26 protein-coding genes and 1 other RNA gene are annotated in these 24,853 nt (G+C 29.5%); 10 read left to right on the top strand and 17 right to left on the bottom strand.

Annotated elements, in window-relative coordinates; genetic code table 11:
• Positions 1-2 precede the first annotated feature (2 nt).
• The 5 genes from RIN63_RS12025 to RIN63_RS12005 all read right to left on the bottom strand — a co-directional run bounded on the left by RIN63_RS12025 (position 3) and on the right by RIN63_RS12005 (position 2,712).
• Entirely contained in the window at positions 3-449 is a 447-nt protein-coding gene (locus RIN63_RS12025) for a MarR family transcriptional regulator (protein ID WP_310444976.1), read from the bottom strand.
• A gap of 41 nt (positions 450-490) precedes the next feature.
• Positions 491-1,375: a diacylglycerol kinase family lipid kinase gene (locus tag RIN63_RS12020; protein WP_310444975.1), complete on the bottom strand. Its 885-nt coding sequence runs from the start codon at positions 1,373-1,375 to the stop codon at positions 491-493.
• Positions 1,376-1,543: 168 nt separating this feature from the next.
• Positions 1,544-2,017: a hypothetical protein gene (locus RIN63_RS12015; protein ID WP_310444974.1), complete on the bottom strand. Its 474-nt coding sequence runs from the start codon at positions 2,015-2,017 to the stop codon at positions 1,544-1,546.
• A gap of 10 nt (positions 2,018-2,027) precedes the next feature.
• A complete protein-coding gene (locus RIN63_RS12010; RefSeq protein ID WP_310444973.1) occupies positions 2,028-2,420 on the bottom strand; it encodes a YtxH domain-containing protein in 393 nt (130 codons plus the stop codon).
• A gap of 106 nt (positions 2,421-2,526) precedes the next feature.
• Entirely contained in the window at positions 2,527-2,712 is a 186-nt protein-coding gene (locus RIN63_RS12005; protein WP_310444972.1) for a hypothetical protein, read from the bottom strand.
• 197 nt (positions 2,713-2,909) lie between these two features.
• Here RIN63_RS12005 and RIN63_RS12000 point away from each other — a divergent pair, with 197 nt between their 5' ends.
• Together RIN63_RS12000 and RIN63_RS11995 are read left to right on the top strand one after the other, a co-directional pair.
• On the top strand, positions 2,910-4,661 hold the full coding sequence (locus tag RIN63_RS12000) for an ABC transporter ATP-binding protein (RefSeq protein ID WP_310444971.1): 1,752 nt from the start codon (positions 2,910-2,912) through the stop codon (positions 4,659-4,661).
• Between the two features lie 11 nt (positions 4,662-4,672).
• On the top strand, positions 4,673-6,691 hold the full coding sequence (locus RIN63_RS11995; protein WP_310444970.1) for an ABC transporter ATP-binding protein: 2,019 nt from the start codon (positions 4,673-4,675) through the stop codon (positions 6,689-6,691).
• Positions 6,692-6,779: 88 nt separating this feature from the next.
• Here RIN63_RS11995 and ssrS read toward each other — a convergent pair.
• From ssrS to RIN63_RS11980, 3 genes are all read right to left on the bottom strand, one after another.
• A non-coding RNA gene (ssrS, locus tag RIN63_RS11990) (6S RNA) lies at positions 6,780-6,956 on the bottom strand.
• A gap of 62 nt (positions 6,957-7,018) precedes the next feature.
• Positions 7,019-8,764, bottom strand: a complete 1,746-nt coding sequence (locus RIN63_RS11985; RefSeq protein WP_310444969.1) for an ATP-dependent metallopeptidase FtsH/Yme1/Tma family protein — start codon at positions 8,762-8,764, stop codon at positions 7,019-7,021.
• Positions 8,765-8,895: 131 nt separating this feature from the next.
• Complete coding sequence (locus tag RIN63_RS11980) at positions 8,896-9,180, bottom strand: hypothetical protein (RefSeq protein WP_310444968.1); 285 nt, start codon at positions 9,178-9,180, stop codon at positions 8,896-8,898.
• A 130-nt stretch (positions 9,181-9,310) separates the two neighbouring features.
• Between RIN63_RS11980 and RIN63_RS11975 the strand changes: the two genes are divergently transcribed.
• On the top strand, positions 9,311-9,946 hold the full coding sequence (locus RIN63_RS11975) for a hypothetical protein (protein WP_310444967.1): 636 nt from the start codon (positions 9,311-9,313) through the stop codon (positions 9,944-9,946).
• Between the two features lie 4 nt (positions 9,947-9,950).
• Here RIN63_RS11975 and RIN63_RS11970 read toward each other — a convergent pair whose 3' ends face one another.
• Positions 9,951-10,853 (bottom strand): RluA family pseudouridine synthase, encoded by a 903-nt coding sequence (locus RIN63_RS11970; protein ID WP_310444966.1) that lies wholly within the window; start codon positions 10,851-10,853, stop codon positions 9,951-9,953.
• Between the two features lie 103 nt (positions 10,854-10,956).
• Between RIN63_RS11970 and RIN63_RS11965 the strand changes: the two genes are divergently transcribed.
• Positions 10,957-11,769, top strand: coding sequence for an NAD(+)/NADH kinase (locus RIN63_RS11965; RefSeq protein WP_310444965.1), 813 nt, complete (start codon positions 10,957-10,959; stop codon positions 11,767-11,769).
• Positions 11,770-11,812: 43 nt separating this feature from the next.
• On the opposite strand, the gene pepF is transcribed toward RIN63_RS11965, so the two are convergent.
• From pepF to RIN63_RS11945, 4 genes are read right to left on the bottom strand one after another with little or no spacing between them, the layout of a single operon-like run.
• Positions 11,813-13,615, bottom strand: coding sequence for an oligoendopeptidase F (gene pepF / locus RIN63_RS11960; protein WP_310444964.1), 1,803 nt, complete (start codon positions 13,613-13,615; stop codon positions 11,813-11,815).
• Positions 13,616-13,629: 14 nt separating this feature from the next.
• Positions 13,630-15,036 (bottom strand): penicillin-binding transpeptidase domain-containing protein, encoded by a 1,407-nt coding sequence (locus RIN63_RS11955; protein WP_310444963.1) that lies wholly within the window; start codon positions 15,034-15,036, stop codon positions 13,630-13,632.
• The gene (locus RIN63_RS11950) at positions 15,020-16,267 is read right to left on the bottom strand and encodes an FtsW/RodA/SpoVE family cell cycle protein (protein WP_310444962.1); all 1,248 of its coding nucleotides are present in this window, start codon (positions 16,265-16,267) and stop codon (positions 15,020-15,022) included. Before RIN63_RS11950 ends, RIN63_RS11955 begins: the two co-directional genes overlap by 17 nt.
• 9 nt (positions 16,268-16,276) lie before the next feature.
• Positions 16,277-16,708 carry an FHA domain-containing protein gene (locus RIN63_RS11945; RefSeq protein WP_310444961.1) on the bottom strand — a complete coding sequence of 144 codons (432 nt, stop codon included), beginning with the start codon at positions 16,706-16,708 and terminating at the stop codon, positions 16,277-16,279.
• Between the two features lie 170 nt (positions 16,709-16,878).
• Between RIN63_RS11945 and RIN63_RS11940 the strand changes: the two genes are divergently transcribed.
• The 6 genes from RIN63_RS11940 to RIN63_RS11915 all read left to right on the top strand — a co-directional run bounded on the left by RIN63_RS11940 (position 16,879) and on the right by RIN63_RS11915 (position 20,922).
• Positions 16,879-17,280 (top strand): PspC domain-containing protein, encoded by a 402-nt coding sequence (locus RIN63_RS11940; RefSeq protein WP_310444960.1) that lies wholly within the window; start codon positions 16,879-16,881, stop codon positions 17,278-17,280.
• 154 nt (positions 17,281-17,434) lie between these two features.
• Positions 17,435-18,442, top strand: coding sequence for an alpha/beta hydrolase (locus RIN63_RS11935; RefSeq protein ID WP_310444959.1), 1,008 nt, complete (start codon positions 17,435-17,437; stop codon positions 18,440-18,442).
• Positions 18,443-18,459: 17 nt separating this feature from the next.
• Positions 18,460-19,473 carry an alpha/beta hydrolase gene (locus RIN63_RS11930; RefSeq protein WP_310444958.1) on the top strand — a complete coding sequence of 338 codons (1,014 nt, stop codon included), beginning with the start codon at positions 18,460-18,462 and terminating at the stop codon, positions 19,471-19,473.
• Positions 19,454-20,071, top strand: coding sequence for a RecX family transcriptional regulator (locus tag RIN63_RS11925; protein ID WP_310444957.1), 618 nt, complete (start codon positions 19,454-19,456; stop codon positions 20,069-20,071). The genes RIN63_RS11930 and RIN63_RS11925 overlap by 20 nt, the downstream gene beginning before the upstream one ends.
• An 8-nt stretch (positions 20,072-20,079) precedes the next feature.
• Positions 20,080-20,319 (top strand): GIY-YIG nuclease family protein, encoded by a 240-nt coding sequence (locus RIN63_RS11920; RefSeq protein ID WP_310444956.1) that lies wholly within the window; start codon positions 20,080-20,082, stop codon positions 20,317-20,319.
• Positions 20,320-20,358: 39 nt separating this feature from the next.
• Positions 20,359-20,922 carry a glycerol-3-phosphate responsive antiterminator gene (locus tag RIN63_RS11915; RefSeq protein WP_310444955.1) on the top strand — a complete coding sequence of 188 codons (564 nt, stop codon included), beginning with the start codon at positions 20,359-20,361 and terminating at the stop codon, positions 20,920-20,922.
• A gap of 1 nt (position 20,923) precedes the next feature.
• On the opposite strand, the gene RIN63_RS11910 is transcribed toward RIN63_RS11915, so the two are convergent.
• Genes RIN63_RS11910 through RIN63_RS11895 form a run of 4 tightly spaced genes read right to left on the bottom strand, consistent with a single transcriptional unit; the run spans position 20,924 to position 24,841 of the window.
• Complete coding sequence (locus tag RIN63_RS11910) at positions 20,924-21,220, bottom strand: hypothetical protein (RefSeq protein ID WP_310444954.1); 297 nt, start codon at positions 21,218-21,220, stop codon at positions 20,924-20,926.
• A gap of 11 nt (positions 21,221-21,231) precedes the next feature.
• On the bottom strand, positions 21,232-22,737 hold the full coding sequence (locus tag RIN63_RS11905; RefSeq protein ID WP_310444953.1) for a hypothetical protein: 1,506 nt from the start codon (positions 22,735-22,737) through the stop codon (positions 21,232-21,234).
• Positions 22,734-24,134: an ATP-binding protein gene (locus tag RIN63_RS11900; RefSeq protein ID WP_310444952.1), complete on the bottom strand. Its 1,401-nt coding sequence runs from the start codon at positions 24,132-24,134 to the stop codon at positions 22,734-22,736. The genes RIN63_RS11905 and RIN63_RS11900 overlap by 4 nt, the downstream gene beginning before the upstream one ends.
• Positions 24,135-24,151: 17 nt before the next feature.
• A complete protein-coding gene (locus RIN63_RS11895) occupies positions 24,152-24,841 on the bottom strand; it encodes a response regulator transcription factor (protein WP_310444951.1) in 690 nt (229 codons plus the stop codon).
• Positions 24,842-24,853 lie beyond the last annotated feature (12 nt).

Genomic DNA, 24,853 nt, shown 5'->3' with positions numbered 1-24,853 from the left:
TTCTAGCTCTCAATCTGATTATTCATAGCCTCATACAATGCTTTCAATCCAATATTTAGTTTATTTTTATCTTCATCACTAAAGTTACTTAATTTCCCTGATAGGAACTCGATACGAGCGCTTAAAACTTTTTCTAAAATAACATGACCCTTATTTAGTACTTCAACCCTTACAACTCGCTTATCTTTCTCATCTTTTTTTCTAATCACAAGCTCCGATTTTTCCATTCTATCAATTAAATCTGTGATAGTACTACAAGCTAAGGCCATTTTTTGACTTAATTCTCCTATTGTCATAGTTCCTTGATTAATTAAAATCTGCAAAGCTGTAAATTGTGGGCCCGTAATATTAAAATCTGCCAAAATTTCTCTACCTTTTCGCCTTATTATATAATCAGTTTTTCTTAAATATTTTTCGATATTAGCTATATCTTCAAATTTCTCTTTCATTTTCATAATCTCCTCTCCTTATCCTGACAAAGTTATATGTCTCATACTAAAATCCTAAATGCTCGAGGTACAATCTTGAAAGTTGCAGGAAGATACCCGCCAAACTCACCATCAATATCAATTGGTATAACTTGTTCAGTACTTAGTTTAATATCTTTAGATTTAAAATATATAACATTAGGATGATTTATATGTTCACCGCTAAATATACTAAAAAATATGTTAGCTAAATCTTGAACACCTGATTTTTTTATAATAACTACATCCAAAAGCCCATCTAATACATCCGCCTTAGGAGCCAATTTTTTAAACCCACCTATTGAAGAACTATTTGATATAATAAACAATAGTATTTCTTCATCTTTTGTATACTCATCGCTCTCAATATTTATTTTCATAGATTCTAGGTTTTGAAGAGTTAGTTCTCTTAAACCCTCTAAGTAATAAGCCATTCTACCTAATACCATTTTACTTTCTACAGGTACTTGATATCCAACATTTGATAATATTCCACCTGCTGCTACATTTACAAAGTAATCATCATTTACCATTCCTAAGTCTACATCTATCACTTCTTCTCTTTTTATCATCTCATAGAAACTTAAAATGTTCTGAGGAATTTTCATATAGTTTGCAAAATCATTGACTGTACCTGAAGATAGGATGGCAACTGGAACTTTTTTCTCACTTTTTGCTATTCCTGTTGCAACTTCATTGACTGTTCCATCTCCTCCGCTAACAATTATCAAGTCCCAATCTTCTTTACATGTTTTAATGGTTTCAATCATAGCATCATCTTTTTTTTGAGTATTGAATTTATTAATTGTATAACCATCATTTAATAAAAGTTTGCATAGGCGATCCAATCTCCTTTCAGTAGTTTGTCTCCCGGAAGATGGATTATATATAATTTTTACCTTCTTCATTAATAGTCAACCTTTCATTATATATTATATTAATTATACCAATTATAATTATCTACTTACTTTTTAAGTTACATACCTATTATATCAGTAATCTGACAATTTTGAAATCCAATATTTATTAAATTTACAAATTTGTCATTTAATAACAAAGAACCCATTAAAGGGTTCTTATTTTTTTCTAATTCTATTCTTAATTGTTTCAATTATATCAAAAACAATTTGTATATACTCATTAATGTTTTTAGCATTATATTGAAATGCAAAGGCTGTTTCAGATATACTTTCTGAAACTGTATCAAAAGTATCGAAAACTTTATTTGCTGTATTATCAATAGAGTCTGTAATTGAACCAACCTTACCAGATATATCATTTATATTATGGACTAAACCATTAATCTCAGGTGTTAATTCTTTCATTGCAAGATCTGCATTTTTCGTTATAGAATTAATATTTTCACTTATATGAGGCAATTGTTTAAGTGTAGCATCTAATGATTTCTCATTCTCATCTAAAATTGAGTTTACACCCTTAAGTAATTTAGCTATATTTTTTAATATCAAGATTAAATAAGTCATAGCTCCAATGCCTAATAGAAATAGGATTAACTTAAATAAGTCTTGTATTGTTATAGGAGTTGTCATTGTATCACCCCTAATTAAGCTTATCTTCTATATTGTCTTCAATCTCTTCTACATATTCAACTACTACATCTTCAAGATTATCTTCTACATCATCCATTAGTTCATCTTTTTTTTCTTTAATTCCATCATAAACATTCTTGATTTCTATTTTAACTTTTTCTTGCAAATCTTTTGCTGCCTCAACTTTCTCATCCACTACCATTTTAATATTTTCAGTAACTTCCTTTGATTTATCTGCTATATCTTGCCTAGTTTCTTTCCCTGACTTTGGAGCAAATAATAATCCTGCAGCTGCACCAACAGCAGTTCCAATAGCGGTACCTACTGCAACATTTTTAGCCGTTTCCATCTTCTTTTCTCTTTCAGCTTTCTTCTTCTTTTCTTCAATAAACTTATTTATCATCTAGATCTCCCCTTTAAAATTTTTCATGTAATTTTATATATTTCTATTACCCAAAATTAGGACTTATAATCAAAATATAAATATATGCATAAAAAACTTATATCTCTTAGAATTTTTCTTTCAATATTTTTTGGAGCTCTGCTGCTTGGTATCCACATTCTTCTGCAAATTTTTTAAATATGTCTGCTACTTCTGTATCATTGACTTTTTTTGAATGAACTTCATAATCTCTTACCATCTCTTGTGAATCTAATATCATCTTTTTTACAAGTTCTTTTGTTGTTAATTCCAATTTCTTTACCTCCTAATTTTAATTACACACATTTCTTATAAGTAATTGTCCCACAATATGAGTACTTTTATACTTTATAATTAAATAATTTATTTACTACTGTAAATTATTATAATTTACATTATAATAATAATAGGTAATTTGTTTTGAGTATCGAAATGTTAGTGAAAAATATAAAAAAGGAGATTACAAAAAATATGAGATCTTTTCTGACGCTAAAAGACTTTGTATCTAAACACAAATGGAAGTATTTGATTGGTGTGTTTTGGCTTTTAATTATTGATTCTGTTCAGCTTGTTGTTCCCCAGATTTTTAGAAATCTGACAAATGATTTTCAGAATAACACTTTAAGTTCAAGTAGAATATTAAATTATGTACTATTAACTATCTTAACCGGTGTAATTATTGGTGTTGGTAGGTATTCTTGGAGAATCTATATTTTTGGTACCTCCCGTACTCTTGAATATTATCTAAGAAAAAGGATATTTAATCATTTGTTAACACTTTCACCAAACTACTTTAATACCCATAAAACTGGTGACTTAATGGCTCATGCCACTAATGATGTTAATGCAGTTAGAATGGCAATGGGTCAGGGAATAATGATGATAGTAGATTCTAGTTTTATGACCATTCTTTCATTTGTTATGATGGCCCGTACTACAAATATTAAACTAACTGCTATCGCATTATTTACCTTACCCTTTATTTTTTTATTTGTAAGTAAGTTTGGAAAGATAATACATAAGAGATTTAGAATTGTTCAAGAGTCATTTTCTGACCTTACAGATACAACTCAGGAGAGTTTTTCTGGTATTAGAGTTATAAAATCTTTTGTTCAAGAGGAATTAGTACTGAATAAGTTTTCAGAAGTAAATAATGACAATTTAAAGAAGAATCTAGATTTAGTCCTAGTTTCAGGAACCTTTCATCCATTTATACAATTTATATCTTCAGTTAGTTTTCTCTTAGTTATTTTTTTTGGCGGTAAAGAAGTTATATTGAATAGGATTACTTTAGGCGATTTTATTGCTTTTAATTCATACTTAGGACTGTTAATTTGGCCAATGATGGCATTGGGATGGGTCATTAATATTTTACAGAGGGGTTCTGCATCTATGGAGAGAATTAATACTATCTTAAATGAAGTATCAGATATACCAGAACCTATAAATCCTATTTCCTTAGATAAGGCTAAAGGAATAGTTAAATTTGAAAATGTTAGTTTTAAATATCCAGGTTCAGAGACTTATGCCCTTGAAAATCTAAGTTTTTCCATAGATCAAGGAAAATCATTAGCAATAGTGGGTAGAACCGGTAGTGGGAAAACAACCATTGTAAACCTATTATTAAGACTTTATGATATTGAAGATGGGAGTATATCATTTGATAATATTGATATTAAAGAAATTTCCCTTAAATCCCTTAGAGAAAATATTGGCTATGTACCTCAAGATAACTTCCTGTTTTCCTCAACAATTGAAGCTAATATAGGATTTGGTTTTGATGAATCTACATCCTATGATAAAGTCATTGAAGCAGCTCAACTAGCAGAAGTCTATGATAATATCATAGAGTTTCCCAACCAATTTCAAACTATATTAGGTGAGAGAGGTGTTACATTATCTGGCGGCCAAAAACAAAGAACCTCCATTGCTCGTGCAATAATTAAGGAACCTTCAGTTCTTGTACTAGATGATAGTTTGTCAGCCGTAGATACAGAAACTGAGGAGAATATACTTAAGAATTTAGGTAAGATCATGAATACAAGAACTACAATTATTATAAGTCACAGAATATCTACTGTAAAAAATTGTGATGAGATAATTTTCTTGTCCGATGGAAAGATCGTTGAAAGAGGAACTCACTCTTACCTTCTAGCACTTAATGGTCTATACGCGGATTTATACGAAAAGCAACTACTAGAAGAAAAACTAATTAATGATTAAGGAGGATTACTATGAGCAATGATTTTCATGATGATGAGATATTGGGTAAGGCTTATGATTCAAGACTTATGAAGCGACTATTAAAATATGCTAAACCCTATTGGATTTACCTTTCAATAGCTATCATAATGATGGTTGTAGCTACGGGTCTAGAGCTTTTAAGACCTTATCTAGTTAAGATTACTATAGATGAGCATTTAACAGGATATAAAAAATCAATGTATGAAATGGAAATAGATTCACCCTATGAAGGCGTTATCTTTAATGGAAATAATTATGTAAGAGTTGATACTATAGATGAAAACCATCGAAATTTGATAAATTCTTACCCTTTGGTTAATATTGTTCAAGAAGATGGTGACTATTACTTAGGTTCCATTAATGAAGAATCCATATCAAATAGAATTCTACTGGACAATGAATCTTATATGAATTTTAGAGAATTAGATATTAAAGGTATAAATAGTGTATCTATTATATTTTTACTTTCTATCATACTAGCCTTTATATTTAACTATTTACAAGTACTCATACTTAATTATACTTCGCAAAAAATAGTATTCAATATAAGACAAGAGGTATTCTCACATATTCAAAGCCTCTCTATTTCTTATTTTGATAGAAATCCAATTGGCAGACTTGTTACTCGAGTAACAAATGATACAGAAACCCTTAATGAAATGTATACTGGTGTATTGGTAAACCTCTTTAAAGATCTATTTATTTTAGTTGGTATTGTTTTCGTTATGATTAATATGGATGTAACACTGGCATTACTGTCTTTTGCCTTAGTCCCTTTTATTTTAATAGCATCAATAATATTTAGAAATAAGATTAGAGTTATTTATAGAGTAGGTAAATCTCAATTAGCTAAAATCAATTCCACATTGAATGAAAATATTACTGGAATGAGAATTATTCAAATCTTTAAAAAGGAAAATAAGATGGCATATCAATTTGATAGTATAAATGCAGATTATTTAGATACATCCAAAAAAGAAATAACTTTATTTGCTATCTTTAGACCTTCCATTGAAGTGGTGCGTTCTTTAGGTATTGCAGTTCTAATATACTTTGGAGGCGGAAAAGTTATATCTAATGCTATTGAATTTGGAGTATTATATGCATTTATAGATTATCTACAAAAATTCTTTGAACCAATTCTTGATCTAACTGAGAAATATAATATACTCCAGTCAGCTATGGCATCTAGTGAAAGAATTTTCAGTGTACTAGATGATAATAGTATAATAGAAAATCCAAAAACTCCAATTAATATAAATCATATGAAAGGTAAAATCGAGTTCAAAAATGTTTGGTTTGCATACGACTCTGATAATTGGGTATTGAAAGATATTAGCTTTACAATTAATCCAGGGGAAACTGTGGCTTTTGTTGGTGCAACAGGCGCAGGAAAATCTTCTATTATTAATCTTATTACTAGGTTTTATGATATACAACGAGGAGAAATATTAATAGACGGTATTAATATTAGAAATTATGATAAATTTCAGTTAAGAGAGAATATTGGAGTTGTATTGCAAGATGTATTTTTGTTCACAGGTACAATAGAAGAAAATATTCGTTTAAACAATTTGGAAATACCTGATGATAAGGTAATAGAAGTATCAAAACATGTAAATGCTCATTATTTTATAGATAAATTACCACATAAATATAAGGAGCCAGTTATGGAAAGAGGCTCTACTTTATCCTCTGGTGAAAGACAGCTTCTTGCATTTGCACGAACACTAGCATATAATCCTGCTATATTAATATTAGATGAAGCTACTTCCAGTATAGATACAGAAACTGAACTATTAATACAAGATGCTTTACAAAAATTGATTAAAAACAGAACCACTATTGCTGTTGCCCATAGGCTTTCAACTATACAGCACGCAGATAATATTATTGTCTTAAGTAATGGGGTCATTAAGGAAAGTGGTAATCATCAAAGACTGCTAGCTCAAGAAGGAATGTATTATGATTTATATAAACTTCAGTACAAAGAAGCATTTCAAGAGTAGCTTTTACTAAGCTAATATTATTTAACAAATTGATTTGAAAAATAAATATCTAATAAAAAATCCTCTTAGGGTTAACCTTAAGAGGATTTAAATATCCATAATGCCGTCATCTAATCTAATTCATGCCCGCCTTTTTTAAAAGGGGGGTTCCTGTTATTATCTTCTAACTTCCCCTAAAAGGGGCTTGTTATCCAATAATAAACTCAGACACCCATGTCTGTTATGTCGGTTGAATTATCATAGCCAACGCACACCACAGAATCTTTATAATTCTATTATACACTTTTTTATTTGATTTTTCAAGTTAATATAAGTTGAATTTTCATACTATATCTTGGAAAGTATGTTGTTTATTTCTTCCTCATTTAATACTTCTTTTTCTATAAGATTGATTGTCAATGACTCTAGTTCTTTTCTATGATTCATTAAAAGAGTGATTGTTTCTGAGTAAAGATTATCTAAAATTTCTTTAGCTCTGATTAGCAATGCTCCATCATCAAGATTTTTATTAGATAATACATTATAGTTCAAGAGTCCTATAGTCTCATCCATTCCATATACTCCAATCATGGATAAAGTCATATCTGTAGCTTTTTCCAAATCAGATGAAGCACCTGTAGTTATATCTTCTTTACTATATATAATCTCTTCGGCTGCCCTTCCACCAAGTGCTATCATTATACTTGATATTATGTCTTTCTTGGTTTGATACATCTTATCAGGAGGAATATTTAAGCTAAATCCTCCCATTCCCCTTGTACTAGGTATTATACTCACCTTAGTTACCCTATTGTCTTTTGCTATTAGTTTGGCAACTAAAGCATGTCCAGCTTCATGGTAAGCTGTTATTTCTTTATCTATATGGCTTATTCCAGATCTATCTTTCTTTTCATCCCCGACTAAAACAGAATAATAGGCTTTGTTAATATGATCCTTTGTTATTTCTTTTGATTTTTCTTTTACTGCAATAATTGCAGATTCATTCATTAGATTTTCTAGTTTAGCACCACTAAAATATATAGTCTCCAAAGCTAATTTTTTCAAATCTACATTCTTTGCAACAGGTTTATTCTTACTATGCAGTTCTAGTATTTTAAATCTACCATTAACATCTGGTAAAGAAACTTCCACTTGTCTATCAAATCTCCCTGGTCTAAGTAAAGCTTCATCTAGTATGTCTATTCTATTAGTTGCAGCTACAACAATTATACCATCATTTTCATTAAATCCTGACATCTCTGTTAACAAAGCATTTAGAGTTCTATCCCCTTCTTCACTACCTGAAGGATTATCACCGGATTTTCTCTTTTTCCCAAGAGAATCAATCTCATCAATAAAAATAACTGATTTACCAGTTTCTTTTGCCTTCTTAAATAGTTCTCTTATACGACTAGCACCAACTCCTGCATATACTTGTACAAAATCTGAGCCTGATACAGCATAAAATGGTACTCCTGCTTCTCCTGCCATAGCTTTCGCTAAAAGTGTTTTTCCTGTTCCTGGTGCTCCATATAGTAGTACCCCTCTAGGCAATCTTGCTCCATAGTTATTATATACTTCTGGATTCTTTATAAAATCAACCATATCCATTAAAGATTCTTTAGCCTCTTCGTTCCCTGCCACATCTTTGAAATTTATTGTAGTGGAGGAATTTAACGCATCCATCTTTGACATATCTGACATTTCTTTTTCAGCTTGCTTAGATGTATTTTTATTTAGATAATATGCCATTAAACCCATTCCTGCTACTAGTAATATAATAGGAATCCCTTCATTTAAAGTAATTTCATTCTCTATGACTTTTACATTATATAATAGCAGTTCCTCTTTAAAATTCTCAGTTCTAGGGTTATCAGTGATAATATCGTTCCCATTCTTAAGTTTTACCTTTATCTTCCCGCTATTGGATAGTAAAACTTCATCAACCAAGCCCTTTTCTACATGATTTAGAAACAATGGATAGCTAATCTCTTCAGCTTTGCTCTTAGCTTTGAAAAAGTATAATCCAACTAATAATATTACTATTGAAATAATTATACATAAAAGTATTTTAACTTTACTATTAAATTTCATAAAAACCTCCTTAGGTTTACATAATGTATATAAATTATAACACCAATATAGCTTAATGTCCATTTCCTACATTTGTAAATTAACCTAGAATAATTTAAAAAAATGGATCTTAAAAGATCCATTTTTTTAAATTATTTGTTATTATTCAGCATTTCTAAAACCTTATCCAATTTTTCATTCTGTTCATCTGATAACATTGGTCTAATACTATCTAATTTGCTAAGTATTGTCTCAAATTGTTCCTCACTAATTTGATCCTCCATTTCACTCTTTACTTTTATTATCTCAACAAATATATCTTCTTCCGATTTATCTTTGTACTTATCTGCAAAATTGCCAATCATTAATACCTCCGCTTCACTAGGATTATACTCCTCAATATTATCAATTATTTTTTTTATATGTTTATCTTTCACTATATTACCTCCTCTCTTTTATCTTTATTGTATGAAGTTATGAGTAAATATATTACTAAATCAAGGGGTAACTATTACTTCGCTTTAGCATATACTAAATATTATATCTTATAATTTAGGGGGGCTAATATTGGAAAACAAATTCTTGATAATGATGATAATACTTTTCATGGGAAAAAATAAAGACATTGAATTCTCTAGCTTAAATACATTTGGAAAGTTTATAAATACTATTGAACTAAACCCTAAGTATACTGTTGAGAAAATTAATGTTGTAAAAAAAATAGGACCTTATTTTCCCGAAGATTACATACCTTTGATAAATAAATCAATATTATTTACTGAAAAATTAATTAAAATTAATGAATTGGTTAATTTTATGCAAAATGATGAGTATAGATATGTGGAAAAACCTATCCCTGTTGCAAACAATAAGGAAAGAATAAGTAAAATAATAGGAACTATACAAAAGGAAGTACCTAAATCAGATGTAAATAATGTAGGAACAGTAATAGATTTAATTATAAATATGGATAAGTACAAAACTATGTTTACTATGCTTAACTCTGTCATGAGCAACCAAGAAGGCTTAAAAGATCCAAATTCTCTGATGAACTTAATTGGTCCACTAATGAGTAACGACAATAAAATGGATAATGATAAAATAAAAGAAATGGCTAAAATGATGGAAATATTTAAGGCACTGAATACACCTAAGAAGGAAAATAATAAAATTGAAATTATAGAAAAACCAGCTAAAGAATAAGTATTTACTTATTCTTTAGCTGGTTAATTAATTCTTTCATATCTTTTGGTAACGGAGCAATAAACTCCATAAATTGTCCTGTTCTTGGATGTTTTATTTTTAAATAATATGAATGAAGAGCTTGCCTATTAATATAAGGGCTTTCTTCATTATACAAAGTATCACCTATTATTGGATGACCTATATACTCTAGATGAACTCTTATTTGGTGAGATCTACCTGTAAATATTTGAACATCAAGGAAAGAAGCATTGTTATATCTTTCTATGAGGGTATATTTAGTTAAAGCCTCTTGACCATTTTCTATTACTGTTTTTCTAATACTCCTATCTTCTTCTCTACCAATTGGAAAATTAATAAAAGCCTGCTCCTTTTCTACAGCTCCTGAAACTATTGCCTGATACTTTTTTTCTACTTCATTAGATTCAAATTGCAATGCCATCTGTTGATGGGCAAAAGGATTCTTGGCAACTATTAGTATACCGGTAGTGTCCATATCTAATCTGTTTACAAATCTAATTTTCTTTTTTATTCCCTTTTCTTGAAAATAATAGGCAATACCATTGGATAAGGTATTTTCTTGGTGGGACTTCGTAGGATGAACTACAATATTCGGTTGCTTATTTAATATTAAAAGGTCAAAGTCTTCGTAAACAATATCTATATCCATTTTTTCAGCTGTGGTATTCTCTATTTCATCATCCATATAAATGGATACCAAATCTCCTATATTAAGTATACTACCCTTTCTCACAAATTTACCATTAACATAGATTTTTTTTTCTTTATATAACCTTCTAATTAATCTTCCAGATAACTCTTTGCTTATAAGAAAGTTTTCCAAATCTAACTTATCTTCTTTAACTTTGAAAATAACAGTACTTTCATTTTCTTCAAACAAATTCATAATTTCCTCCAATTTTATGTGCTTTTATTATATAATATACCTAAGCTAATTATATCAGATTATATAATTTTTAAAAGTCCAAAACCAATTGGGGGGTTAATTTGTGAATATTACCAACAACAGAATAATTAATGTAATTTCAAACAGCAATTTTGAATCAAGAAAAACATCACAGCTATTAATTGAAAAGCTTAAAAATAGAGATTTCACTATACCGGAGAAATACAGCTATGACGCAGAACTTAATATTTGTGTAGGCGGTGATGGTGCCTTTCTAAGAGCAGTTCATCGAAATAGATTTCCAAGGATTCCTTTTGTTGGAATTAATACTGGTCATTTAGGTTTCTTTCAAGAGATACTGCCAGAACATATTGATGAATTTATTAGTAAGTATATTGACAAGGATTATGTGGAAGAGAAAATATCTCTAGTCAGTGCAACTATTTACACTAAAGACAAATCATTTTTCTTGACTGGTGTTAATGAAATAGTAGTTAAAGGTATAAAATCTAAGGTAGTTCATCTGGAAATTTTCTTAGATAACAACCATCTTGAAAGATTTAGCGGTGATGGAGTTATAATATCAACTCCTGTTGGATCTACTGCATACAACTTTTCCAGTGGTGGAAGCATTATATATCCCTCCCTAAAGACTTTACAGCTTACTCCACTCTCACCTATTAGTTCTAAGGCTTATAGATCTTTGCCAAATAGTGCTGTAGTTCCAGGAGATATTGTAATATCTATTAGACCAGAATTAAGATATGAAAATTCAATTTTATTAATAAATGACGGAATTGAATTTAAATACAATAATATAAAATCTATTGACCTCAAGTTATCAGATAAAACTATTACTAGATTGAACTTTGATAAGGACATGTACTGGAATAACCTAAAGAGTAAATTCTTATAATAACTAAACCCCATTATATCTACCATAATGGGGTTATCTAAATCTATATTAACTTATCCATCTCATCAACTAGTTTGCTAAATAATTTCATTGCATTATTTACTGGTTCTTCTGTCGTCATATCTACTCCTGCAGTCTTCAACACATTTATAGGATAATCTGAGCTTCCACTCTTTAAAAAGTTAATATATCTATCTACTGCTGGTTTGCCTTCTTCTAATATTTTTTCTGATAATGCAACTGCTGCTGAGAAACCTGTTGCATATTGGAATACATAGTAATTGTAGTAGAAATGAGGTATTCTCGCCCATTCCATTGAAATTTCTTCATCTACAACTATATTCGGTCCATAATAAAGTTCATTTATTTTTTTGTAAGTTTCGCATAAATAATCTGCTGTTAATGCTCCTCCAGCTTCGAGATATTCATTTATTATCATTTCAAATTCTGCAAACATAGTTTGTCTAAATACTGTAGTTCTAAAGCTTTCTAGATAATGATTTAAAAGATATAATTTTTCATTCTTATCTTTTACATTCTTCAACATATAATCTATTAGTAAAGATTCGTTTGCTGTAGATGCAACTTCTGCAACAAATATGGAATAATCTCCATAAACATAAGGTTGAGTCTTTCTAGTAAAATAACTATGGATTGAATGCCCTAGTTCATGAGCCGTTGTGAATACATTATCTAATGTATCATGGTAGTTTAATAGAATAAATGGCTTAGAGTCATATGATCCACCGGAATAAGCACCAGATCTCTTTCCTCTATTTTCATAAATATCTATCCATCTTGAACTGAATCCTTCTTCAACTACTTGCATATATTCTTCACCAAGTGGAATTAATGCTTTTTTGACTAATTCTACTCCTTCTTTATAAGGTATCTTAAAATCTGCATCTTTAACTATTGGAGTATATAGATCATACATATGCAATTCTTCTACTCCTAAAGCTCTCTTTCTAATATCCATGTACTTATACATACTATCTAAGTTATTATGAATGGATTTAATTAAGTTATCATATACAGACAATGATACATTATTTCTATCTAAAGATGCTTCCCTACTTGATTTATAATTTCTTACATTTGCATTAAAAATGTTCTTCTTTAAATCTCCATTTAAGGAAGCTGCAAAAGTATTTTTGAATCCTTTATAGGTAGTATATAGAGCTTCAAATGCAGCTTTTCTTACATCCCTATTAGGGGATTCCATAAGTGGAATAAAATTGCCATGAGTAATCTCAACATCTTTTCCATCTGCATCTTTAATTGTAGGGAACTTAATATCTGCATTATTTAACATTGAAAATATCTTTTGTGGTGAGTTTTCTACTTCTCCTAATTGAGCTAATATAGATTCTTCTCTAGCAGATAAAACATGAGCTTTTTGTCTCATAATATTGTCAATATGTTTTCTATATATATTTAATTTTGGTTCTTCTTCATAATATTTTTCTAATGTACTTGCTTCCATTGTTAAAATCTCTGGTTCAACAAATGAAACCTTCTCCCCTACTTCTACATATAAGCCCAATCCTCTATCTGATAAAGCTTGAGAACTTCCCTCTCTTGTATCCTCATCTAATTTCATATGAGCATATGAATACAGATGCTCAGTAAGTCTAATTAACTCACCCATATCTGTTAAAGTTTTATAAAGACTTTTACTACTAGATACTACTTGTCCTTTATAGGATTCGAAACTTCTAGCCATTTCTTTAGCTTTATTAAATGATTCTTCCCATTCACTGAAATCAACAAACATTGACTCCAAATCCCATTGTTGATCTTTTGGGACATCTTTTCTTTCAAGTATTTCATTGTTACTTGCCATCTTATTACCTCCCTTTAATCATTGATATTATTTATTACATAATTCATAATATCCTTAGCAATTGGAGCCGCAGATTTCCCACCTGTGGATCCTTCTTCCTCTAATATAACCGCAACTGCTACCTTAGGTTCATCAGCAGGTGCAAATCCAACAAACCAAGCATGGGATTTTCCAGAAGTATTTTCTGCGGTACCAGTTTTACCTGCTACTTTTATATTTTTAATCTTTGCATTTGTTCCTGTTCCCACATTAATAACTTCTACCATCATATCTTTTAATTCATTAGCTGTTAAAGCATCAGTAGCCTGAGAAAGTGTTTGTTGTAAGTTTGATTTTGTTATTTTTCCATTCTTTGAAATTACCTCTTTTATAAGGGTTGGTTCAACAATTTCCCCTCGATTTCCTATTGCGGAAACCATAAGTGCCATATTTAATGGTGTAACTAATACCTTTCCTTGACCAATTGCAGAAGCTGCAATATCTGTTTCACCCATGTTTTCTTTGTATGGAAATTGTGACTTTTTAGTAGGTATATCAAAGGGTATAGTATGGTTTATCAGAAATTTTTCAGCTACACTACCTAAATTATCTTTACCAATTTCTATAGCTTTTTCGGTAAAGTAAGTATTACAAGATTTAACCAATGCTTGAGTTAAATCAATACTACCATGAGCTTTACCTTGATAGTCATTAAATATATATCCATTAATATTTGTGTTACCAGTACATTCATAGGATTTATTCAATTCTTCCATATTAAGTGCAGCTATTGTAGGTATAATTTTAAATATAGAACCTGGAGGATATAAGCCCTGAGTGGCTCTATTAACTAGAGGGCTATCTGGACTTTCAGATATTGCCTTCCAGTCTTCCCTTAAATTTGATGCATCAAAATCTGGTAAGCTTACCATAGCATATACTTCCCCTGTAGTAGGGTTCATAGCTACTATTGCACCCTTTTTCCCCTTTAGCAAGGTTCTAGCCTTGGCTTGAAGTTCATGATCTATTGTTAACTTAATACTATTACCTTCCGTTGTAGGAGCTACTATATTTTTTATTTCATTAATAGCTGCATTTTCATTTATGTTTAATAAGGTATTGTTATACTGAAGTTCTAGACCAGTCTTACCATATTCACGATAACTATATCCTATGACATGACTGTATAACCTTCCAAATAAATAATATCTGTTATATAAATCATCCTTTTTCTCGCTATATACTAAAACCTTTCCATTCCTATCTAATATAGAGCCTCTTAAAATTGACTCTTCATTAATCCATAGTCTTTTATTATAGCTATTATTTTTTATTGTATTGGCTTGAAATACTTGAAAATAGCTTATATAAACAATCAAAGAAATAAACATAAAACAAAATCCAATTAAGACAACGATTATTCTTTTAGTCTCCTTGCTCATTGCTAACCTCCTTAATCTCTATTTCCTCAGAGCATCTTTGTAATATTCCAAGGGCAATAAAGTTTGATAGCATTGAGCTACCTCCATAACTAATAAAGGGCAAAGTAAGTCCAGTAAGAGGTATCATTTTAAGTACACCACCTAAAATAATAAAAGCTTGTATCCCAAATAAAGTGCTTATTCCTAGAGCAAGATTCTTATAAAATAAATTATCTTGAGAAATAGCGATTTTAAAGCCCCTATATACTAAGATCATAAATAACATAATAATTCCAATACCTGTGAATATGCCCATTTCTTCACAGATAGCTGAAAAAATAAAATCTGTGTAAACCACAGGAATAAAATCTGGATGACCTAACCCAAGCCCCTTACCAAAAAAACCACCTTCAGCTATTGCAAATAACGATTGTGTTATTTGATACCCTTGACTTTGAATATATTCCCATGGATTAAGCCAAGATTGAAATCTAATCTTAACATGATCAAATATTAAATATCCTAATGTACCACCTATGGCAAATAAACCAATATTCATTAACAAAAGCCTTCTATTTTCTTCATAAATAAATTGCAATACAATAAAAATAGCATAAAAAATCAAAGCAGTACCTAAGTCTCGCTGTAAAAATAATAGAATAATATAGGAATAGATAATTCCCATTAAATAATAGGATGAATTTTTAATCTCTTTCATCTTTGTCCCGTTAGAATAATATGCACTTAATAAAAAAATTATTAAGAGTTTTGTAATCTCAGCAGGTTGAAAAGAAATCCCTCCTATCTCAATCCAATTTAGAGCTCCTCCTTTTCTACTGGCTAGAGCAAATGTCAATAGAAATAGAATATATGCTCCTGATATATAAAGATAAATCCAATTTTGCCAACCTTTAATATATTTTAAAAGAAAATATGTAGTAAAATAAACAATAATACCCACAGATATCCATATCAATTGTTTAATACCTAGCCCTTCATCAATCCTATAAATCATAATAATTCCTATTGATAAAAGCATGGTAACAATCAAAAATATATAGTTATCTCCAGATGAAAACTTAATAAGGATATAATTAGAAATATATATAATTAGCACTAGGCCGATACCTGTCATTAAAGTAAATTTATCTAAGTTCTTCCCTTGATAAACAAAAAGTAGTAGTAAGCCTAATACTTCAAAAATAAACAACAAATTTATTGGGGATTTACCAATAAAATTCTTTCTCAACATGAGTTATCCCTACCCTCTATCTACAAATAAAAATTCAATCTGCCCAACCCTAATTATATCTCCATTTTTCAACTTCATTATGTCATATATCTTATCAGAATTTAAATATGTGCCATTAGAACTGTTAAGATCTTCTAAATAGAATTCACTTTCATCTTCAATAATCTTAAAATGTTTTTTTGATATAAATGGATCTTTAATCACAATATCATTATCTCCATGTCTTCCTAAACTTATAGCCTCATCTATTGAATAAGATTCTTTCATTTTAAAAGGTAATGAATCTTTTCTGTTTATTAACTTCAGATATGTTGCATTATCTAAATTCATTCCATCTATACCTTTTATATCTAAGTAAATCAATCTAATAATGCTAAAGATAAATAGATATATAATAATAATGAATAAATATTTAAATAATATTGCTAACAGATTATACATAATATTTACCTCCATATTCTACCTTAATAAGTATGTTATCATAAAATATATCCATTGTGAATTAAATTAACCCTTGATATCAAATAAATTTGTAATATTTAACTAATTAATGTATTAATATATAAATATATCTGATAAAATATTAATACAACATATTTGGAGGTGTTTAGTTGAATAAATTACAACGTTCAAAAAATGACAGAGTCTTTTCCGGTGTATGTGGTGGTTTAGGAGAATATTTTAAGATTGATCCAACTATAGTTCGTATTGGTTGTGTTTTCTTGGGTTTTTCTTCTTTTGGTACTGCATTTATAGTTTATTTAATATGTAGTTTTGTTATACCTGAGGATGACGGAGTTATCTATAGTGACGAATATAATGAAAGAAACGAAAAGATTCGTCGAAATACCCCTCTAATTATAGGTGGAGGATTAATAATTTGGGGTGGGTTTCTATTAACCAGGACCATTTTCCCTTGGTTTACATTACGAATATTAAATTTAGGTAGGTATTGGCCTGTATTGTTAATATTACTAGGGTTATGGATTTTATTTAATCAGAAAGATAACTAAAAATCTTGGAATTTCAAGAAAAGCTTCACTTAATTTTAAACGCTTCTATAGAAGCTTTTTTTGTTATAATATTTATAATAATTATTGTGAATTTTTACTTACTTTGATGTCTATGATATAATAATACCATTAAAATTGTAAGAAGGGATTAAATTTGAAGATTAATTTTAGTTATAATAAAAGAGAAATTAAAACTGTATCAGGTTATATATTTAAAGGAAGAGAATATCGCTGTAGTTATATCAGGTATGATTCATTATATGAAAATCCTGCACCAGGCACAGAAAAGGTAGAGTTTTATAATTTCCAACCTAAAGGTAATATTAGAGCCTCTACATTAATACTCCATGGACTTGGAAGTAGGAATATTAAATTTTTATTGTGGCTAGGTCCACATTTAGCATCTGTTGGTGTAAATACGAGTATTTTAATACTACCTGGTAATTATACCCGTGTAGAAGATAATTCTACAAGTGGTAGTTCCTTTCTATATCCAGATGTAGACAAAATGTTTAGATTCTGGGAACATAGTGTTGTTGATACCCTGTCAACTATAGATGTGCTGGAGCAACTGGGACATTGGAAATCAAATAATATACTGTTGGGGTATTGTTTAGGTGGTATGATCAGTACTATGGTTTCTACATTAGATAATCGAATATCTCATACATTGTTTATGACAACAGGCGGTCATATTCCTAAAATATTACATGAGTCTCCAGCCACAGCTTATGTTAGAAAAATATTTGCTAATGGAACTAAAGATAAATATGACTTATACGATAAAGATAATCTATATAAAATATATGAATCTCAATTTCCACAGGTACAGAACATGTCTTTAGATGAAATAGTGAACTCACAAGATATACACCCATTGTTTAAAATAGATCCTATTTCTTATGCTCATCTATTAGATATGAAGAAGGTTACTTTTGTAGATGCGCTTTTTGATACTACATTGCCCATAGCATCAAGAAATATATTGTTTAAAGAAATGGAAGGGTCTAATCGTAAAGTTCTTCCTATCTCTCATGTAAACTGGCTACCTTTCTCTTATTTGTTAGCTAGATATATGTTACACAAGGTAAATATAAATGATAAAGAATCGAAAAAATCCTTGTTAAAGTCTGAAAAAATAGAAAACCCTTTACACAAATAACAATAGGATGGTATATAATGGACAAGAAAAAGGGGAAATTTAATAAATCATTTTTCATAGTCAACAAACTTTATTTATTTGTTATTTTTATTGGATTAACAATACAGGATATTACATTGGGTTTTTATTACTTTTTAATGTCTGCCATAATATATATATGGAAAGTTTTAAACTCTAAAGTACCTATAGATATTAATAAGGAATTTGATAAAATAACTTGTACCTATAAAAAGGCAAATAATAGAGAATTGAAAATGGATATATGGTTTCCATTAGAGAAACATAAGAAATCTCACTCTTTGGTTTATTTTTGTCATGGAGGTGGATGGATTTCAGGTTTTCGAAATCAGCCAAATAATGTTTCTTGGTGTAAGTATTTAGCCGCAAAAGGATTTATAGTAGCTAGTATTGACTACAGATATGGATATAAAAACACTATGATAGATATTTTGTCTGATTACTCAGATGGACTTGATTTCATTAAAAAGAAGCGCGAAGAATATAATATAGATATATCCAATATTATATTGATGGGACTTTCTGCAGGAGCTCATCTCTCACTTTTGTACTCTACTTATAATACATTAATGAAGAACCATCAAGCAATGAATGGTATAAGATCTGTAGTTGCATATTATCCACCTACTAATCTAAAGGATATATTTATATCAGATAATAAATCTTTGTTTGCTAGATTTGCAACTATTAAGACAATGAAGGGCAATCCACAAGAATTGGATAAAGTTTATGAATATTATTCTCCTATAAATTACGTAAGTGAAAGTATGATACCCACTTTAGTTGTACATGGAAAAAATGATAATACAGTTCCCTTCCAATCTTCAGTAAATTTTGTAAAAAAGTTAAATGAATATAAAGTCAAATATGAATTCTTAGTTCACAAAAAGGCTGATCATTCTTTTGATACTAAATTGAAGGATTATGCTACTGTGAATATTCTGGATAAAACAGTACGATTTATGAAAAAATCTGTTCATAGGAGGGATATACATGAAAATAACAAGCATTGAACCACAAAGAAATAAAAACAGGGTTAACATTTATGTAGATAACCTCTTTTCCATAGGTATAGAGGAAGAGTTAAGATATAAGTATAAATTAGAAGTGGATATGGAAGTAGATGATGATTTTATAAAGGAAGTCCTTAAATCTGAGGAGCAATATAAGGTTACCAATCATGCCCTTAACTTATTATCATATCGTCAAAGATCTGTAAAAGAGATTTATAATGCACTTAAGCGTAAAGGATTTGAAGAATCTTATATAACATATACCATTGATTATTGCATTGAAAATAATTACTTAAATGATAAAGCTTTTGCAATGTCCTTTATTAATGATAAAATCAATCTTAATAAGTTAGGTCCTGAAAGAATTAAATATGAATTGCTATTAAAAGGTATTAGCAAAGATATTATTGATGACCTTCTATTTATAGACCGTGATGAACAGTTTGAATTAGCCATGGAGCTGGCTATGAAAAAACTACCATCCTATAAAAAAGATACTGAGAATGCTAGATATAGAAAACTAAGTAGCTTTCTTCAAAGAAAAGGATATTCTTTTGATATTATCTCTAAAGTAATGAGAAATATTTTAAAGGATTAGGTGAGAAAATGTGCTATGTATATATATTACAATGTAGTGATGATACTCTATATACTGGTTGGACAGTTGATTTAGACAATAGAATACATCAACACAATTTGGGTAAGGCATCTAAATGTACTAGAGCTAGATTACCTGTTAAACTCATATATTTTGAAAAATTCGAAGATAAAATTGCTGCTCAGAAAAGAGAATATGCAATTAAACAACTTTCTAGAAATGAGAAATTAGAACTTATTAAAGGATAGTATTTTTTTCAATCTATAATATGATTTAGGAGTGAGATTATGACAAGTTTTTATGACAGAGTCAGCCGTAATCCAATAATTGCTGCAGTGAATAATTTAGACAAATTAGAACTAGCTTTAGATTCTCCCTGTGAAATTGTTTTTATTTTATCTGGAAATATTTTTAACCTAAAAGAAATATCCAATAAGGTAAGGCTAAAAAACAAGGGTCTTTATATTCTTATAGACTCTATAGATGGTTTTTCTAAAGATACTTGGGGTTTAGAATATATAATTAAAAATATATATCCTGATGGAATTATAACATCTAAAAGCAATTTAGTGAAACTTAGTAAGGATATGGGTGTATTTACTATACAAAGACTGTTTATTCCAGATTCTGATTCATTAAAATCTGGCATTGCTTCTATTAAAAATATTCGACCAGGTGCTATTGAAATACTCCCTGGAATAATGCCAAAAATAATTAAATCTTTTATTAATGAGACAAAAATATCCGTAATAGCTAGTGGACTAATTACGGATAAAGTTGATTTGGAATCCAGTCTGAAAGCCGGAGCATCTGCAATATCTACATCTCATAAAGAAGTTTGGTATATATAATTTATTCCTTACCTTTTCTAAAAACTCCAATAATAAGCCCTGTTGATATACCAACAAACCCCGAGATCATTGTAATTGTAACTATAAGTAATCTATTAACACCATCTAAAGAAGATGACTGGCCCCCTAGATATAATAAATTATACAGACCAATAATAATGAAAATAATACCTGGAATATATCTTACTACTCTATTCTTTTGGAATATAAAATGTGTTATTACAGTAAAAATCATAACTCCAACTGCTACAAAGCCTAATATCTTGGCAAACTCCAAATGTTCTATAAACCTTTCCATTATATCATCCCCTAGTACTTAGTTATTTGACTGCCATTCTTTAAAACTTCTTCTTCCCAAAGGATTGTATATCTACCTGTAGCCCACTCTGCCATAACAATACTATCAGAACTAGCTAATTTTATTCTTCCTATTTCTTGATTAGAAATCTCATGGTCATAAATTGAATAGATTAGTAGATTATTTCTTGTAACAATAATTATAATATCTTCATTGGGTGAAGTAAATGCATCTATAGCTTCAGGTACTTTAGATTTAATAATACTCCAAGGTATAGATAAATCGTCGTAGCTAATTAATTCTTTAGGTGGTATAACCTTAATATTATAGTCCTTATAAAGTTCCTCTTCATTATCTTGATAATTAATTCTTCCCTTAATAATCCAATACCCATTTCGCCTAGCTAGACCAAAACTCTCTTCATCTAAAAAGATATTGGAACTTACTTTGGTTAAATTTTGGGCCCCTTCTTTAAATATCCTAAGTCCATCCTCTCCTATTATATCTGAAATTTCAATACCTTTTTCTTCTTCAAGGTAATCAATAGGATAAACTTGTAAGATTTTTTTATTTTCCGAATCATTTATTACCTCAGTAGAGACATAGTCATTACCAATATATAAGATACTCTTTAGTATGGAAGGATTCACTTTGTCTTGTGACATCTTAGTAGAAAATCCCATTAACCCAAAGGTAGATTCCTCTATTAAATCTTCTTTTAATTTCCCTTTCTGAATAGCTCTTATTTGATCTTTCCAACCTCCATCGTTCTTTTCTCTATTTACATCAACTAACCAAAATCCTTTTTTCCTAGGAACTAGTAAATTATTCATTTCATGAGCAGATGCTATTGAACGATTGTTAAACCTTATCCATATTGTTTTGTAATCCCATTTGCTTAATTGGGTGGATTCATCATAGGAATTAGATTTAACACCTAACAGCACTCCAGAGCGTAATGTATCTACTTCTTCTACATTAGATATTCTCATGATTTTATTCTCAACATTAATGTATCTATCTATTTCTTCCTTACTTATTTGTTCAATATTCTTTTTTAAGAAATAAAATCTATCATCATCAAAAACAATCATTTCTTCATCATTATATTTTATGAATTCATAAAAGTACTGATTATTACTAAGTATAGTCACAATTTGTGCTTCATCTTCTACAAGCTCTAAATGTTCTGGATCTATTTTATATTTATATAATATATAGTCAGAAAGCTTTACATTCTTCAATTTATATCTTGGTTCAATTGCATAATTACCACCTACTACGACTGCATCCTTGTGAAACAAAACTTCTTTCCCTACCATAGTTTCAGATTCTTCATCTACTGCTTTCCTATTAGGACTATCTATAGATTTTTCTACAATCCATTTTCCTTGTAAGGGAGGTAAATTATTTTTAGGTGCAATTATTCTATCTTTTGTATCGAATTTATCAATGCTGCAGGATGTTAATAAAACCATCAACATTATTATAATAGATATCACATAGTATCTCTTCATATGTTTGCCTCCTTCAATGGAAATTTAACTATTACTGTAGTACCTTCATTAATATTTGATAATATTTCCATAGAACCATTATGAAGTTTTACAATTTCGTCGCAAATAGATAGCCCTATCCCACTGTGAGATTTACTATCCTTGCCTTTATAGAATTTTTCAACTACTTTAGGTAAATCATCTTCTGAAATACCTGATCCATTGTCTATGACTTCTAATGTTAATATATCATCTTCTTTATAAGCATTTAAAACTACCTCTCCACCTTCAGATGTAAATTTAAAAGCATTATCCAAAAGGTTTATAAGTACTTGCTTTATTCTATTTTCATCACCAACCATATATCCTAGGTCTTGATCTATTTTTTTAATAAAGTTAATCTTATTATTTACTGCACGAGGTGTTAATTGCTTTCCTATCATTTCAATAGTATCTCTTACTTGAAACACATCTTTTTCAAGATTTATCCTACCAGAAACAAACTTGGAGAAATCAAGAAGCTCCTCTACCATAATACTAAGCCTATCACTTTCTTTTTCTATTATATCTAAGCCATCAAGAATAATTTCATTACCCTGTAAGTCTTCAGATTTTAATGTTACTGCCCATCCCTTTATAGATGTTAGGGGTGTACGTAGTTCATGGGATACGGAAGATATAAAATCATTCTTTATTTGTTCTTTTTTTATTAGTTCTTCAGCCATATAATTTAATGTGTTAGAAAGCTTACCAATCTCGTCCTGTAAAGTGATATCACTTCTAACCTTCAATTGTCCATCAGCCATCTTTTCAGCAACTTTTGTCACCTCTTGGAGAGGTTTAACAATAGAGTTTGCGATTAAGATGCTTACCATACCTGAAAATAAAACAACTATAATTCCAATCCATAGTAATATCAAAGAAATTGACCATATTATATGATTTGTTTCATGTAATGATGTGATGAATCTAATAATACCGATTACTCTATCCTGATCTTTAATTGGCATTGAAACTGACATTACTGGATCTTCATAATAATCAACTGTCCCTCTCCAAACTCCCTTTTCTCCATTAATAGCTTTTGTGATATCAGGCAGTAATCTAGTATCATCATTATTAGCTCCTAAAGAATCCATTAATAATTTTCCATCAGAATTAAGTATTTGCACCTGGGCATTGGTATGTTGCCAAAATACATCTACATCATCTATAACAATATCTTCTAAGGTTTCTGAAGAAAAATATCTTAAATAATATCCAATGGAAAACTCTATTTGGCTACTTAATATATCTTCAACATTTTTATAATAATAGTCCTTAACACCATTAATGAGAACTACCTCTAAAATTACAACTGTGATTAAGATAATTAACATAAAGCTTTTAACTAACCTGGTCTTAATACTTTTTTTCATTTATCTTCCCTCTAGTTTTAGTCTTTCCATCTATATCCGATTCCCCAAACTGTTTCAATATAAAAAGGATTACTTGAATCATTCTCTATTTTCGATCTGAGTCTTCTTATATTTACATCAACAATCTTTGAATCTCCCACAAAATCATATCCCCACACTAAATTTAATATTTCATCTCTCTTAAAAGCTTTGCCTGGATTTTCAACAAATAGTTTAGCAATAGCATACTCTGTAGGAGTAAGCTCAATTTCACTATTGTTTTTAAAGAATTTACGAGAATAGGCATCTATCTTAAAAGGTTCAGAAATTAACATGTTGTTTTCATCTATGCCTTCAGGTATTTCTATTCTTCTGGCTAAAGACTTCACTCTCAAGACTAATTCAGTAGGATTAAAGGGTTTAGTCATATAATCATCTGTTCCATATTCTAACCCCATAATCTTATCTATGTCTTGAGATTTGGCCGTTAACATTATTATACCAAGGTTAGGGTATTCTTCTCTTAGTACTTTACATACTTGAAATCCATCAATACCAGGTAGCATAAGGTCTAAGATGACAATGTCAATCTTTTCTTTTTTTGCAATTTCTATTCCCTCTTCACCAGTTTCTGCTTCTAATACAATAAAGTCATTTCTCTCAAGGTTTATTTTTATAAATTTTCTTATAGATCCTTCATCTTCAACTATTAATATAGTTTCTTTCACTAAAATCACATC

The sequence above is a fragment of the Tissierella sp. genome (assembly GCF_031460495.1).
Classification (GTDB): Bacteria; Bacillota; Clostridia; order Tissierellales; family Tissierellaceae; genus JAVKTS01.
Note: the sequence above shows the minus strand (reverse complement) of the source record. Positions and strands in the feature narration are given on the sequence as shown.

What these genes read in the sequence shown, in the direction of transcription:
- RIN63_RS11955 (WP_310444963.1), bottom strand. Translation starts at nt 15,036, where the DNA reads ATGAGCAAGGAGACTAAAAGAATAATCGTTGTCTTAATTGGATTTTGT.
- RIN63_RS11920 (WP_310444956.1), top strand. Translation starts at nt 20,080, where the DNA reads ATGTGCTATGTATATATATTACAATGTAGTGATGATACTCTATATACT.
- RIN63_RS11905 (WP_310444953.1), bottom strand. Translation starts at nt 22,737, where the DNA reads ATGAAGAGATACTATGTGATATCTATTATAATAATGTTGATGGTTTTA.
- pepF (WP_310444964.1), bottom strand. Translation starts at nt 13,615, where the DNA reads ATGGCAAGTAACAATGAAATACTTGAAAGAAAAGATGTCCCAAAAGAT.
- RIN63_RS11930 (WP_310444958.1), top strand. Translation starts at nt 18,460, where the DNA reads ATGGACAAGAAAAAGGGGAAATTTAATAAATCATTTTTCATAGTCAAC.
- RIN63_RS12025 (WP_310444976.1), bottom strand. Translation starts at nt 449, where the DNA reads ATGAAAGAGAAATTTGAAGATATAGCTAATATCGAAAAATATTTAAGA.
- RIN63_RS11970 (WP_310444966.1), bottom strand. Translation starts at nt 10,853, where the DNA reads ATGAATTTGTTTGAAGAAAATGAAAGTACTGTTATTTTCAAAGTTAAA.
- RIN63_RS11915 (WP_310444955.1), top strand. Translation starts at nt 20,359, where the DNA reads ATGACAAGTTTTTATGACAGAGTCAGCCGTAATCCAATAATTGCTGCA.
- RIN63_RS11995 (WP_310444970.1), top strand. Translation starts at nt 4,673, where the DNA reads ATGAGCAATGATTTTCATGATGATGAGATATTGGGTAAGGCTTATGAT.
- RIN63_RS11985 (WP_310444969.1), bottom strand. Translation starts at nt 8,764, where the DNA reads ATGAAATTTAATAGTAAAGTTAAAATACTTTTATGTATAATTATTTCA.
- RIN63_RS11910 (WP_310444954.1), bottom strand. Translation starts at nt 21,220, where the DNA reads ATGGAAAGGTTTATAGAACATTTGGAGTTTGCCAAGATATTAGGCTTT.
- RIN63_RS12000 (WP_310444971.1), top strand. Translation starts at nt 2,910, where the DNA reads ATGAGATCTTTTCTGACGCTAAAAGACTTTGTATCTAAACACAAATGG.
- RIN63_RS12015 (WP_310444974.1), bottom strand. Translation starts at nt 2,017, where the DNA reads ATGACAACTCCTATAACAATACAAGACTTATTTAAGTTAATCCTATTT.
- RIN63_RS12010 (WP_310444973.1), bottom strand. Translation starts at nt 2,420, where the DNA reads ATGATAAATAAGTTTATTGAAGAAAAGAAGAAGAAAGCTGAAAGAGAA.
- RIN63_RS12020 (WP_310444975.1), bottom strand. Translation starts at nt 1,375, where the DNA reads ATGAAGAAGGTAAAAATTATATATAATCCATCTTCCGGGAGACAAACT.
- RIN63_RS11945 (WP_310444961.1), bottom strand. Translation starts at nt 16,708, where the DNA reads ATGTATAATCTGTTAGCAATATTATTTAAATATTTATTCATTATTATT.
- RIN63_RS11900 (WP_310444952.1), bottom strand. Translation starts at nt 24,134, where the DNA reads ATGAAAAAAAGTATTAAGACCAGGTTAGTTAAAAGCTTTATGTTAATT.
- RIN63_RS11950 (WP_310444962.1), bottom strand. Translation starts at nt 16,267, where the DNA reads ATGTTGAGAAAGAATTTTATTGGTAAATCCCCAATAAATTTGTTGTTT.
- RIN63_RS11925 (WP_310444957.1), top strand. Translation starts at nt 19,454, where the DNA reads ATGAAAATAACAAGCATTGAACCACAAAGAAATAAAAACAGGGTTAAC.